Genomic DNA, 13,689 nt, shown 5'->3' with positions numbered 1-13,689 from the left:
TCAGTGCGGGCTGCCGCTTTCAACAGCCGTGCAGTCGTATGGATTGGGGAATAAAACGCCAGGCGCCGCAAACGCTCGTCCGCGGCGGGCGAAAGATCGAGGCAGTGAAGGCTGATTAGAGAAAGAACCGGGAGCTGGCCTGAAAGCCGCGAAAGACTTAGTCGAATCCTTATGACCGGCAGCGCGGATGGAGGCTCTGGAATCATCAACGGAGGATTTAAAGCGCTCGATTAGTTGAAAGATCGCCAGGGAGTAAGGTAAAATTCCGTCTGTTCCGAGGTCAGCAGATTGTGAAAGACCTGCTGATTTTTCTACTTGGAAGTAGTTGATAGAGTTGGGAGGTCGTTCAACGGTAGGACAGCAGACTCTGGATCTGCTTATCGGGGTTCGAATCCCTGCCTCCCAGCCATAATTCCTTCAAATAAAAGCCTTTCCTTCACGTCTCTTAGTCAACCTAACTCCTGAAAAGGACAGCAGACTAGGAGAAATCAAAATGCACATTGACGCCCTGTTTTCTCAGTTCGTCAGGGAGAAAGTGTTTCTGAAAAACATCTCCCCTGCCACCGTTAAAGCCTTCAAAGACTGCGAACGGGCCTACAAGCGCACCGTAGGCGATGAATTGCTAACCAAGCAAAACCTCAAGGAATTTGTTATTCAGCTTCAGGAATCGGGTATAGCTGTTACTTCGGTCAACTACTACATCCGTAGCCTGAACTCGTTTCTGTCGTGGATGCTGGAAAACGAATACCTACCAGAGCGGCTACGGATCAAACCTTTGAAAGAGCCGGAAAAGACTCTCAAGACATTCTCTGATGAACAGCTAAAGCTCTTGCTCTCCTGGAAGCCTAAGGACTTCTATGGTCGTCGCCTGTACGCCTTAATTGTGCTTCTGATTGACACCGGCATACGGATAGACGAAGCCCTGACGCTGACCAAAGAAAACGTCCTGCTGGAAGATTACCTTATCCGAGTCCGGGGCAAGGGCAATAAAGAACGGTATGTGCCGATTTCAATAGAGTGCCGAAAGGTAGTATTCCGGAACAGACGGCATACCAAGAACGGGGTGACGAGTAGCAGCCCGCAAGCATAGGGAAGCCCGGTAAACTAAAAGCCGATCATCGACAGGATCCCTCCTGATTGAGGCGCTGAAGCGCGACCTCGGCTGTGGAGCCGCTTGGCATCTATGCGGTCAAAGTGTGTGCGTTGAGTGACGCTGCGCAGAGATTCGAGTTGAAGGAGGGGTTACACCTTTGCTGGATGACAAACTGCGTCTCTGCCTCTTGATATAGGAAGGTCCAGTGAGCATCAGGCTATCCTACCGACCTTCAGAAAAGCGTTTTTGTCATCGCTTCATACCATGTTTTTATTTCGAGGTCGGCAACATTATAAGCTTCTAGAGTCGCCATGAGCGTTCTTGCGCTTTCCGCGTCCGTAGTCAGTTCGGTGAGGATGCGTTTGGAAGGATCGATCAAAGCGGTGATCAGTAGTGTCCAGAGGGCGCGGATCTTAAAGGGACCTCCTGCGATGGCCACGACGGACTGAATCTCACGCAAGTGATTAAATTCGACTACGACCATTCTTTCGTTGAGGCGATTTAGTTTTCTGATCAGGTCGTTGTAGGCCGTCGTGTACTTCTTTAGCACCGGCTTCTCTACCTCATGGGGAAAGGGCAAGGTCGGAAACAGGCGGTTAGTTATATCAGAGAAGTGGGGCAATCCAGCCGCTTGAACGAATTCAATCGCGGCCTTCAACTCTATTGATGCAAGGTCCAGGTAACGGTCAAGTTCGGGTATATTCTTGTCACTCCGATAAAGGTCAGCAAAGCGGTGCCCGCTGCGCGGGTCGACGGTTCCCACCCCTACAAGGGCCAACTTCGGAATTCCGAAGCGCCACTTCGCGCCGGGCAGGAAAGGGCAACCCGTGTTCATGATTTCAGCCGCTTCTTGTTGACTGGATACGAACAGCGGGTAGGCCACCTGGCTGAAACGCGTCCCCGGCTCATTCTCGAAGGCGAGGGAAAGGACAAAGGCCGCGTCGTCGGCATCGAGCGGGCGCTCTATCTTTGACCCATCGACTTTCCAGGAGTGCGTCCAGATGCGCCCGCTGATCGGCGTGATCCGCACGCCGCGGCGCAGGGGGGGCATACGCTTAATGGCTTTTACGGCCTGATAAACGGCACGCCCGCTACCGATACCCACATGGTCGTTGGGCTGGATTCGCGCGGCGACATGAGCCCCCGTTTGATTGGCCAGAGCGGTGTGGAGGTAGTCATCCGAAAGGCGCTCGTCCATGGTCAGTTCGTCCACCCCGACCACAATGGCTTCGTGGATTTCAAACTTCTCCCTAAGCTGTCGCCTCAGGTTCGGCTCCTGAGTGCCGACTATGCCATAACTCCGGTCGATGTCGAAGGCGATTACTCCCTGCTCGCGAGCCTTATCCAATATCTTAGAGATGGCCGGTCCGCCACCCTTGACCTGGAGTTTCGTGGCGATGTATTCCTGGCTGTGGCGCTCAATGAAGTACATCCGCGCCGCCTTCTCCATGATCTCAAGACTCTCCAACTCGCGGCCCTGATGTTTAGCAGGCATATCGTATCTCCCGTGCCTCCATTTCGTAAGCGACAAATCTTGCCTCAAGAAACAGCAAGAAAATTGAACCAAATATATTCAAAAATTAAGTCTTTGGCCATATTGTTTTGCCGGCGTTGCTCAAGCATTATGGCGTTGCCTGTTGACGTTCGCGACTCTTCTGGCCGTCCGAATCTCTTCGCGCAATGTTTGCCAGAACCCGGTCGCTTGCGGACGCGCAGCCGAGGCGTGACCTTCGGTCATGGGAGCGGCTAACCGAGTGGGAATTCGTGTGTGAGCGTATGGAGAAACTCGAATGAGTAGATCAAAGGCGCGGCACGCCAAGCAGCGGAATGCGAAGAAGCGGCGAGTCGCACAAGAAATCGTCTCTCTGGCGCGGAGAAACCCCCGGCTCTTCAAGCGGGTGTGGGCGATGAGAATCCAGAGCTGGTTGGAGGAGATTGACCGGCGGAGAAAGAATCTACAGCGACTCGGCCCCGCAACGATAGCCGGCCCGCGAATCTACCAGGTCTATTATGAAGTAGACAACTTTCTGCTACAGAACCCCCAGATAGATCGCCTCGTCGGAGAAGCGACGAGGCCGGTGCTGCTGAATGCCTGCGCCAGCGCGGTGGCGCGGGCTCTGGACCCGCGAATGTACAAGCTCGCGGCCATCTACCGCCCTTTGTAGTTACTGCCCGCGCCGCCCGTTTTAGCGGCCCCTTTACAGAGGTTCACGCAACGCGCCTTGGAATGGTGAGCTGCCGCGGACACGCTTCACCGGCTGAAGCGTCAGCCCGCGCCCCACTCTCATCACGTCCGAGACAACGGAGGACAAATCTATGATCCTTACTCATGATGCATGGGGGCGACGCCGATTATGTGTGGGCCTCCTGATAGGTCTTTTGTCAGTGGCCGCGTCGCTTAGCGGATGTGCGCGGCAGAAGGTCGAGGCGCCCCCTGCCCCGCGCCCCGCGCCGTCTTTGAAAGTTGCGATCCTTCAGGACAAGTCGGGCAGCGTTGATTCGACCCGCACCCCCCGGATCACAATGGCCCAATTTGAAATCTTGATTGCCGCCCTGCTGAAGCGGGGCGGCAGTCTCGCGTTCGGCTTTATCGACGACGACAGCAATAAGTCCTTCACGACCCTGCGCGTCGCCGCGCCGCCAATCGCGCCGAGCGAGCCGAGCAAAGGGGGAAACCCTTTTAAGGTAGCCGAGGCGCAGGCGAAGTATAAGGAAGAGCGGGCAAGGTTCGAGGCTAACGAGCAGCGGTGGAGCCAGCAGACCGGCCAAGCCGTAGAAGCTTTCAGGTCGGCGGTGAAGCCGCTGATCGAGGATAAGCGCCGGTCAAAGGCCACAGACATCTTCGGCGGCCTGAACCGGGCCGACCTTTACCTCGCCGAAAACGACCCGGCCTATTCAAGTGATAACCCGCCCGCGCGCGTCATGCTGGTTATCTCCGACGGCCTCGACAATATGCGCCGCCCGATGGGCGAGATGCGCAGCCAAGCTCAGATCATCCTCGTCAATGGCTCCGCCAGCGTGGGGGTGATGAAGGCGTTCAACGCCGAAAGGTTCGAGGGCATCGAGGCGGCTCTGCTTCACATCACCGATGAGCCACCCCAGTCTAAGCCCGAAGGCACCAAGTCCCTGGCGCAAAAATAACCCGATTTTTCTCTGCCCTGCGTCGCCGCGAAACCGTGCTGACTGTTGTGGGGCGTCTGCGACTCCGTGACTCCCGGCTCGCACAGCCCGACACCATTGCTTACTACCACTCCGGTGCTTCTAACCTGAGGAGGATTCCTATGGCTTACACCGCACAAACTGTCACTCGCCTGAATAAAAAGCGCCAACAGTACGAGCAGAGAAGGAGGGGCGGGCTGCGCCAGCAGATCGACCTCTACGTCGATGAGATTCACCGGGCAGCCAACACGGCGAAGTTCCAAGAGCAGCGCATCGTCAAAGCGCAGGATCGGTTCGAGCAGTTACGCGCCGAGAACATTGAGCAGGCCGAACTGAGCCTGACCGACCGAATGTTCTACGTCCTGCTGCTTCACTACCCGCTGGCCGTGGTCGTGCTTGACGTCTTGTTCCTCGGCGCGTTTACGGAGCACATGCTGAGTATGCGGTTCGACCCCGACTCGTTGCTGATCCCGGTCGGCACCATCGTCGTGCCGTTGACGATTGGGTTCATCGAGATCGTGCTCGCGAAAGGAATCAGCTACGCCAGGGAGCAGGCGGCCGAGTTCGGAGAGAGGCGCTTACTTTCCTTCTTATGGGTACTCGGATTGTGCTTCGCGCTGGCGATGCCGATGTTCATCGGCGGGCTTTATTACCTGAAGATCGTCCAGATGGGGGCCGACACGCCGCTCGGCTCGCAGGTGTTGGTCCTCATCGGGCTGGTCTTCGTCAGCTTCGCCGTGCATGCGCTGCCCCTGTTCATCGCGGAGGCCGTCGCCAACGCAACGGCATGGCTAGGGTACGCCGTCAAGCAGTCCCGCTGTGGGCGGACGGCCAAGAGGGGACAGGCGGCGCGCTACCGCGCGGCGATGAGGGCCGAGACGGCCTACAGGGTGGCGAGCAATCTGGTGGAGAGATACAACAGCGAGAACCCCGAGCGTCCGATTGAGGCGTTGACCCTCTCAAAGGTTGCCGCTGACCTCATCAACAACATTCAGGAGGGGTCTATTGATTACGAATTGGAGTCGCCCGCGCCGGGCAACGAGGCCGCGCCGGAGCCACAACGCATGTCGAAGGATCCCGCGGGTACTGCACGGACGGATGGTCGCCGTACGGACGACGCCCCACCCGCTGACCCTGCCGGCGGTAATGGCGGCGACAGCCAGCCCGCACGCGGCCCCGACGAGGCGGGCGGCGCGAGCGCCAGCGCATCGGGCTTCGACGACAGAAACAATAATAGCGGCGCTAGCGGTGAAGCGAATTACTGGCGCGACATCGTCGAATCGCAGACCCGTGACCGGGATGGCGAAGTGAGTTAGTGCCGCCGGCCGGCAATGAAAACAGAGGAGGAGAGACATGCCTTGTAAATCCATGCAAGTTTCTGTCGAGGCGGTCGCGCGCACAGAAGCCGCGCAATCGGCCCGCGGCCAGTCGTCAAGCTCGATCCAGCCGCTGGCCCTTTTGATCGGCGCGGTCTTCGCGGCCGGGAGCTTGATCAAATCCGTAAACGGGCTGGCTTCGACGCAGAACGGAGTCATCCGGTCCGTAGCCTCGGCGCGCAGGGAGTTGCAGGTTAAGCAGAGCGCGCCCGCGCAGAATGTGGCCGCCGTCGCCGACGTCGAAGCCGTCAAGGCCGCGATCTTAACCGCTTTGGCGCGCGCGCCGTACGAGGTCGAAAGCGCGGCGGTCACGGCACCCCTCAAAGCCTTGGCCGGCGCGTCGTCACTCATCAAAGTGAAGCAGGCGCACAAGGAATTGCTGCGCACGGTCGAGGCCAGTCATAACAGAGTTTTCGCCACCGCGCTCAGCGCGGCGGTGACCAATGCGATCCAGAGAATCGGCTTCACCTCGATAAAGACGCTGCCCAGCGCGTCTTCAAAGGTGCGCCTCGTCGCTGATAACGCCGCCGGCAAGCGCCTCTACGCGGAAGTGAACGTCGGCGTGGAGGCGGAGCCGACGGTCGCGGCAGAAGTCGTCGGCGCGAACCACCAGGAATCGCATGCCATTCTGGACGCGCTCGAAATCGCCCTGGAAGAGGAAGGGTTGCGGGCGCGCGGAGCGCCCATCCGCAAAGGCAGCGGCGGCGTACTGCCGGCCCTGCCGACCCACCTGCAACCAGCCCCCCAGCAGCAAGAGTTGGCGAAGAAGCGGACGGCCCGGACTTCGCGCGCCGCGCGGAGGAGGGTCCCACGCGACTCCCAGAGGCAAAGGTGAAAGCCGGAGTGCCCGGTGCCTGTGGCCGGCATCAAGGCCGACCATGACGTGTTGTCGCGCAAACCAGGAGGAATGAAATGACTTCATCGCCCATCCAGCAAATCACTGCGGCTTACCAAGAAGGCTATGCCGCCCTCTTCTTATCTGGACGCAGCCTGCATGACCTTGTTATTGACGGGCCTGACATGAAAATGCGGACTCTCGTAGAGGCGCTGCGGCGGGAACTCCGTGAAAGCTTCGGGCTCGTGCTGCTCACCTATTCGCTCTCCAGCGGCCTGGATTGGGACAGGGTTCGCATCGCCGACGAGCAGGACCAGCGCACCGTTGAACGAGTGCTGAAGGCCCACGGCCTGCTACAGATCCCGCAAGACGAGAACGAAGCGGCGCGGGTCATTCGGGGACTGTCTTCGCTGCTGCGCGCGTCGCCGAAAGAGCTAAAATGGAGTGCCGGGCGCGACATGCGCTTCGCCGCGCTGTTGGAGTTCGGGGAGCACCTTACGCCGGGCGGGCTCTTAAACGGCACGCAGACGGATAACCAGATCATCAGCATCGAACTGGCCCACACGCTGGCGCAGAGCTTGGCGCTACGCTCAAGCGGCAACCTCCTGATGTTTCATGGGCGCGACGGCCTGATCGACGAGCTAGTGAAAGGTGCCCTACACCGCGTGCACATCCGGCAGCCCGACGAGGCGGAAAAGCGGCAATTCTATGAGACGGTCAAGGCTTTCTACGCCCTCGCGTCACTGGAAGATGACCTCACGTTCGACGCCGTGGCGCGGATGACTGTCAACACCCCGAACCGGTCGCTCGAATCCCTCCTGCGCGCCTCCGACAGGAGCGGGCGCACGATCACGGCCAAGGAACTGGCGGCGCAGAAGAACCGGGATGTCGAGATGATTTCTGAGGGGACCGTGCGCGTCCTCGACACGGCGCGCGTCAGCGACGTCAATCTCTGCGGGGTCAATATCGCCATCCCGAAGCGCGTGCTGGAGCGTTATGCCGCAGGTCTGTTGAAAGGCGACCGGACCATCCCGGCCAACGTGATGTTAGTCGGCCCGCCGGGGACCGCGAAGACCGACCTCGCCATCCTGATGGCCCGCAACGCCAAAGTGTCGGCCTATCAGATCGACAGCCCCAAAGGCGGCTTCGTCGGCGAGACGGAGCGGAAAGTCAGGCTGCAATGGTCTGCGCTTAGCGAGTGGACGCCCAATTGCGCGTTCATTGATGAGATCACGGAAGCGATGCCGCTGGAGCGGGGAAACTTCGATGGCGACAGCGGTGCCTCGCGTGCGGTGACCGCGCAGCTACTGACCGTGCTCGCCGACGAGTCGCGCCGCGGCAAATCTCTGCTCATCGCGACGACCAACTGCCCCTGGAGAATGGGCGCGGCGATGCGCGGGCGGTTCGTCCTGCTCCCCGTGCTCTTCCCCCTGCGCGCGGACTTCCCGAGCATCATCATCGCGACCGCCAATCGCATCACGCCTTCGGCTAGGATGGACATCGCCGACCCGAAGATCGTTGAGGCGTCAAACCTCTTTTACGAGAAGGGCGCGAGCCCGCGCCACATCCGCTCGCAACTCAGCATTACCCTGAGCTATCGCGGCGTGATGGACGCGGACACGAGCCTGTTTGCGGCGGAGGACTTCTGCGCGACGACGGATCGGGTTGCGACCATCTACACCGAGCTGTGGGCGATAAAAGCCTGCTCGTCGAATTCATTCCTGCCCTGGAGCGCCGACCCGGCCTCTTACCCTTACCCGGAACACCTGAAGGGGATCGTTGACGGCACGACCGGGCGCGTCAACCGGGATGAGCTGGAGAAGCGGTTGCAGGAGTACCAGCCTTACGTGAACGTGTGACGCCCGGCCGCCGCCTTTCGTTAAGTGAGCCGCTAACTTGATTCATCTTACGAAACATGATAACTACCAAGCGTCACGCTCTTAAATGCCTCTTCGTTGGCGGACGGGGTACTACAGCTCCACTACGTCCCCAAGACAAGTCGGTCAAGGCAGCACCATGACGACCAATGGGATGGTTGTCATGCCGCCGGCCATCGGGAGCAGGAAGAAGTGGGAATATGCTTACAGAAAAAGAGTCATGGCCGGACTTCTTGCAGCGCCTAGCCAGTCTCCGTCACAAAGTCAGGCCGCTGGGTGGGAAGGCGACGGCGGGGCATGAGTTGTTTCTGGTCGACTTGGCGGATTGGCGACTGCGTTTCTCTACCCACACGCCCTTCATCCTGGTTAAGGCGGAAGCGGCCGGGCGGATGTCAACAACCGAACTGGCCGAGAGCTTGCGCGAAACCGCCCGCCAGCACGGTTGGCACCGGGAGTGCGTGGTCTTGCTCGAAAGCGATGGGCAGGAACTCAGGTCGCAGACGACCCACCAATACTCCCCGCGCCTGGTGATCCTCGACCTTGCCGACCAGGAGAAGGTCCTGTCGGCCCCCTCACTTAAGTACGCCATGCTGGACATCGTCTGCGAGCGCATTCCGATCTCCAGCCTCGCCCCTTACGAGATGAGCGCGCCGGTCGCGGGCGCGGGCTTCTTCGGCCGCGAGCGGGAGATCGAAAAGATCCTCAGCCACCCGAACTCGAACTTCGCCATCACCGGCATCCGGCGGGTCGGCAAGACCTCGCTGCTGAACGAGACCAGGCGGCTGCTAATTGAGCAGGGGGAGGACGAGAGGCGCATCGTGTGGCTCGATTGCAGCATCCTGACCGGGCCGCAGCAGTTCGCCCAGGAAGTGGTCCGCTTCCTGAACATTAAGGAACTGCCACGCCTGCAACAGACGCAGCAGTCTTTATTCTTCTTCGCAGACTTCCTGAAGCGGATGACAAAATACCACCACGGGCAGATCATCATCCTGCTGGACGAGGCCGACGAGTTCCTCAGCTGGGCCCGCGACGCTTCCCTGCACACGGTGCGCGCCTCGGTCAATTCGGGCGACTGCCGCTACATCCTGACCGGCTTTCAGAATCTCATGGGTGAGAACTACCATAACCAGTCGCCGCTCTACCTGGCGCTGAACGAGATTCGCCTGAAGCCCCTTGAGAAGAGGGAGACCGCCGCCTTCCTTGAGCCGATGAAGTCGCTACGCGTGCGGATCGAAAATGAGAACGAGATCGTCACGCGGATCCAGGCCGAAACGCGAGGCCTCCCCCATCTGGTGCAGTTCTACTGCACCGAATTGATAGACCAACTGGGCCGCAACGAGCACCGCACAATCAGTCCAGCGAGTCTGGACGGCATCTATACCAGCGAGGGGTTCCGCAGCCTGATCCTCAACTGGTTCCGGGATAACGTGGCGATGCGGGACAAAATGCTGGTCTATTCCATCCTGGCTTCGTTGCCGGCGAACAAGGAGTCGTTCAGCCAGGAGGACATATCGGCCGCCCTGAACAAACAGCAATGCCCCTTCCCGGCCGATGACATCAGCCGCACCTGTGACCGCCTCGAACTGGCGGGCGTGTTTATCCGCGAGGGGACGAGGTATGAGTTCGCCATCCCCATCTTCCCGCGCGTCCTGCGGTCCAACTTCAGGCTGCCGTACTTAGTGTCATCCGCCAAAAAGGAGTTAGGCTTATGAGCAGTCGCAAAACCGCCAGCCCGCACGCGGCGGTTTCTCAGGCTCAAAACGGCGAGATGTATATCGCCAACAAAGCCGCCATTGAGGAGATCGTCACGAATGTCATGGGGGGCAATTACTGTATCATCCTCGGCCCGCACTATTGCGAGAAGAGCCAGCTCCTGCGTGACATCAAGGCACGGCTGGATTCCCTCCGGCAGCAGACCTGCCTCCTGCTCGACCTCGAAGAACTCCGGGCGCTAGCCGACGCCGAGGTGCTATCGTCGTTCGCGCTGATGATCACGGAGTCGCTGCGGCAGCCGCCGGGTACTAGGCTGGCGGCTGCGCTCGCCGAGGTCAGCGACGAGAAGTCCCTGGCGATATTCTTTCAGGAGCTGCTGCGCGGCTCGAAGCGTGAGCTGGTCTTATTGGTCGATCACCTGGAGCGCATACGGATGGGGCCGCTACACTCTCTGCTGCGCACGCTGCGGGCTATTTATAATCAGCGTGAGGTCCGCGACTTGCCGCGCCTCGGCGTCGTCGCGGCCAGCTCGTTGAGCCTCGCCGACATGGCGCTGGGGCCGACGTCGCCCTTCAACATCGCCCGCATCATTCTGGTCGAAGACCTGTCGCCCGACGACAGCGAGACCCTGGCCCGGTGTAGATTACAGCAGCGCCACGTCGAGATAGACGACGAAGGGCTGCACCGCTTGCTGTGGGCGGCCAACGGCGACCGTTACCTGCTGTGCCAGTTGTGTAACGAGTTGGACCCGTCCAAGAGTGCGCTAACTAAGCCTGAAGTCACCCTGGTTATAGACAGGCTGGTGGAAGAGAAAGCCGGACAGTGGCAGCCGCTGACGCAGACCGTGCATGCCCTCGAGGATGACACCCAGAGCCTGCTAAACCTGCTGAAGATTCTCAAAAGCCCGCTGCCGGTGCCACGGCGCGCGTTGAACCTCGACCTCGACCAGTTGGTCGACAAGTTACAGCTGACCGGCGCGGTCAGCGTCAAGCAGGCGGGCGGCGAGCGGTTCTATGAGGTGCGCAACGAGATCTATTTGCGCCACCTCACGCGGCACTTCACTCATGACCGGGTCGTCCATGTGCTGGGGACTCATGGGGAGTGGGAAGAGGCCATCAGCTATCTTGAAGAGCTGATGACCGGCGACACGTCATACCGCTCGATGCTGTTGGGCACGATCCTCGACTCCATTTATGCGGCCCGCAACGATGTCGAGGCGTACCACGCTCTGGCGCACCGGCTGTGCGGAGCGTTCCCGATTAAGAGGGTCTGCATCTACATCGCCAACGCCGAGAGGACACGCCTGGCGCTGATGAGTCACGTCGGCTTTGACCAGGAGCCCGAAAAGTACTTCTCGCTCGAAGAGGACAGCCCCGAGGTCAGAGCCTACTCCAGCCACCACTATGAAACGGCGACGAATGCGGCGGACGAGCCAGTCTTCCTGGTGCGCATTCTCAGGGATCAGTGGCAGCCGCTGGGCCTGATCACCATCCATAATTACATCCCCAACCCGCAATCGGACGACTTTCAGGCGCTGCTGGCCTTCCTCAAGCAGGTCGGGCGGGCGCTGGGCAACGTCATTCAGTTAACCTCGCTGTACGATACCGGCAAGCAGATCACCAGCTCTCTCGACCTGGATAAGATCATGCAGTCGACGGTCGACGAGGCCATCCGGGCGGTGCCCAATGCGCAGCGGGGCGCGCTGTTTCTCTGGAACGAGAAAGAACAGAAGCTGCTGATTGGCGCGCAGCGCGGCTACCGGGAGGGCGTTAAGAACGAAATCAAGCTGGCGAAGGGGCAGGGCTACGTCGGCATGGTGTATAAGACGGGCGAGCCGGTCCGAATCGCCAATGTGCTAAATGACCCGCGAACGTTGTTAAAGGATGACCCCGACATCCAGAGGGCGAAGTCCGTCATCTGCGTCCCTCTGAAGGCTTGGGATCAAATCATCGGCGTGCTCTGCCTGGATAACATGATCGCCTATGACACGTTTCAAAAGAGTAACCTGTGGCTGCTCTCGGCCTTCGCCGACCAGGCGGCCATCGCGATCAAGAATGCGCAACTGTACTCCGAGCTTTCACAGCTGTGGGGGCGCATCAATCAGGGAAATCTGAACTTTGAAGAGATCTTTCTGGAAGTCGTTCAGAGCATCACCCGGGTGACCAGCGCTAGGGCCGCGAACATGCTGCTGTTGAACCACACCGACTACCCGGAGTTAAGCGTGTCGCAGAAGCCCGAGTTGAGCGTTTCCGCCGGCCTGACCAAAGAGTATGACAACCAGATCAGGCCCAGGCCGGAGGGCCTGACTTACCACGTGCTGCGCCACGGCAGGCCCCTGGCGGTGGAGGGCCCGGACGCCTGGATCGGCGTCCCCCCGCTGGCGCGCGAGCGCGGCATCCAAGCGTACCTCGGCGTGCCGATGAAGGTGCAGGACCGAATCATCGGGGTCCTGTTTGTTCATCACGACAAGCCGCATGTCTTCTCAAGCAATGAGGTCGAGATCCTCTCCTTATTCGCCAGCCTCACGGCGCTGGCGATCACCAACAAACGGCTGCTGGATCAAGTGAAGCACCAGTTCAGCTACCTAGCGCACGCCACAATAACGCCGCTGGCCGCCATCGGGCTACTGGTCGAGACCCTCTACAAGCACAGCAGTCAGGAACGGGTGGACCAGGTCTACCGCGTCATCAAGACGAACCTTGCGGATTTGAACACCAACCTGAAGAATAATCTGGCGCTGGCCCGCCCGGAGACGCATATGTTGCAGCCCGACTTTCAGCAGATCAATTTGAGCCGGCTGGTCAGCGATACGGTCGACCTCTTCCTGCCGGAAGCGGCGGACAAAGGCATCTCGCTCGTCATAGAGTGCAAGGACGAGGAGAACCAGATTTGGGCCGACCGCGGCATGGTCACCCAGGTGCTGCATAATCTGGTCAAGAATGCCCTGTTCGCTTTCGCCGACCGCCATCAAGGCAAAAAGATCATCCAGATGAGTATTGAAAAGCGGCCCGACGAACTGGCTATTGTCGTCGCCGATAATGGCATAGGGATTCCGGTTGAAAAGCAGGCGGAGATCTTCCAACCTTTCTATTCCGGCAGTATGCGGACCGGCATCGGCCTAACCATAAGTCGGCAAATCGCCCAGCAGCATAGCGGCGGCTTGTTTGTGAAATCGGAAGCGGGAAAGGGAAGCAAATTCTACTTCGTCTTACCCAATAAGGAGCAACGCCAGTGAGCAAGATTCTAGTAGTCGAAGATGACTTTGGCGCCAAACAGGGATTCAAGTATTTGTTGGAAGACTACGGGCATGAAGTGGATCTGGCTGAAAATGTACGCTTGGCCTTGGAGAAGCTGGCACAATCCAGTTACGACCTGGCAATCGTTGACCTGATATTGCCGGATGAGGCGGGAGAGATGGTTGGGGATGCGGGCATCCAGCTGCTTCAGCGGATGGAGCAGCTATGGCCGGCGCTGCCGGCTGTGGTCGTAACCACTCGCCTCGATCCAGCCGCCCTGTCCGCTTGCCAGCAGATAAGCAACTGTAAGGCGTATATGACGAAGGATCCCAATCCCACGCAATTCACAGAAAAGGTCGAGCAATTGCTGGCCGGCAAGTGAGTCGGGCGCTTGAAAGGA

Annotated in this window: 10 protein-coding genes and 1 tRNA gene; 10 read left to right on the top strand and 1 reads right to left on the bottom strand. The window is 59.4% G+C overall.

The window, feature by feature from the left end:
- Positions 1-335: 335 nt before the first annotated feature.
- Positions 336-409, top strand: a tRNA-Gln gene (locus tag VJ464_12595).
- An 84-nt stretch (positions 410-493) separates the two neighbouring features.
- A complete protein-coding gene (locus VJ464_12590; GenBank protein HKQ05966.1) occupies positions 494-1,090 on the top strand; it encodes a tyrosine-type recombinase/integrase in 597 nt (198 codons plus the stop codon).
- A 235-nt stretch (positions 1,091-1,325) separates the two neighbouring features.
- Here the strand turns inward: VJ464_12590 and VJ464_12585 are convergent, their stop codons facing one another.
- Complete coding sequence (locus VJ464_12585; GenBank protein HKQ05965.1) at positions 1,326-2,588, bottom strand: sugar-binding domain-containing protein; 1,263 nt, start codon at positions 2,586-2,588, stop codon at positions 1,326-1,328.
- A 295-nt stretch (positions 2,589-2,883) separates the two neighbouring features.
- Between VJ464_12585 and VJ464_12580 the strand changes: the two genes are divergently transcribed.
- From VJ464_12580 to VJ464_12545, 8 genes are all read left to right on the top strand, one after another.
- A complete protein-coding gene (locus VJ464_12580) occupies positions 2,884-3,258 on the top strand; it encodes a hypothetical protein (protein ID HKQ05964.1) in 375 nt (124 codons plus the stop codon).
- A gap of 151 nt (positions 3,259-3,409) precedes the next feature.
- On the top strand, positions 3,410-4,234 hold the full coding sequence (locus VJ464_12575; GenBank protein HKQ05963.1) for a hypothetical protein: 825 nt from the start codon (positions 3,410-3,412) through the stop codon (positions 4,232-4,234).
- Positions 4,235-4,374: 140 nt separating this feature from the next.
- Complete coding sequence (locus VJ464_12570) at positions 4,375-5,568, top strand: hypothetical protein (protein ID HKQ05962.1); 1,194 nt, start codon at positions 4,375-4,377, stop codon at positions 5,566-5,568.
- Positions 5,569-5,605: 37 nt separating this feature from the next.
- Positions 5,606-6,463: a hypothetical protein gene (locus tag VJ464_12565; GenBank protein HKQ05961.1), complete on the top strand. Its 858-nt coding sequence runs from the start codon at positions 5,606-5,608 to the stop codon at positions 6,461-6,463.
- Between the two features lie 77 nt (positions 6,464-6,540).
- Positions 6,541-8,322, top strand: a complete 1,782-nt coding sequence (locus VJ464_12560; protein ID HKQ05960.1) for an AAA family ATPase — start codon at positions 6,541-6,543, stop codon at positions 8,320-8,322.
- 218 nt (positions 8,323-8,540) lie between these two features.
- Positions 8,541-10,052 (top strand): AAA family ATPase, encoded by a 1,512-nt coding sequence (locus tag VJ464_12555; protein HKQ05959.1) that lies wholly within the window; start codon positions 8,541-8,543, stop codon positions 10,050-10,052.
- The gene (locus VJ464_12550) at positions 10,049-13,288 is read left to right on the top strand and encodes a GAF domain-containing sensor histidine kinase (protein HKQ05958.1); all 3,240 of its coding nucleotides are present in this window, start codon (positions 10,049-10,051) and stop codon (positions 13,286-13,288) included. Before VJ464_12555 ends, VJ464_12550 begins: the two co-directional genes overlap by 4 nt.
- On the top strand, positions 13,285-13,671 hold the full coding sequence (locus tag VJ464_12545) for a response regulator (GenBank protein ID HKQ05957.1): 387 nt from the start codon (positions 13,285-13,287) through the stop codon (positions 13,669-13,671). Before VJ464_12550 ends, VJ464_12545 begins: the two co-directional genes overlap by 4 nt.
- Positions 13,672-13,689: the final 18 nt, after the last annotated feature.

It is taken from the genome of Blastocatellia bacterium (assembly GCA_035275065.1).
Taxonomy (GTDB): Bacteria; Acidobacteriota; Blastocatellia; order UBA7656; family UBA7656; genus DATENM01.
The sequence above is the reverse complement of the archived record's forward strand: the minus strand, read 5'-3'. Positions and strand labels throughout refer to the sequence as shown.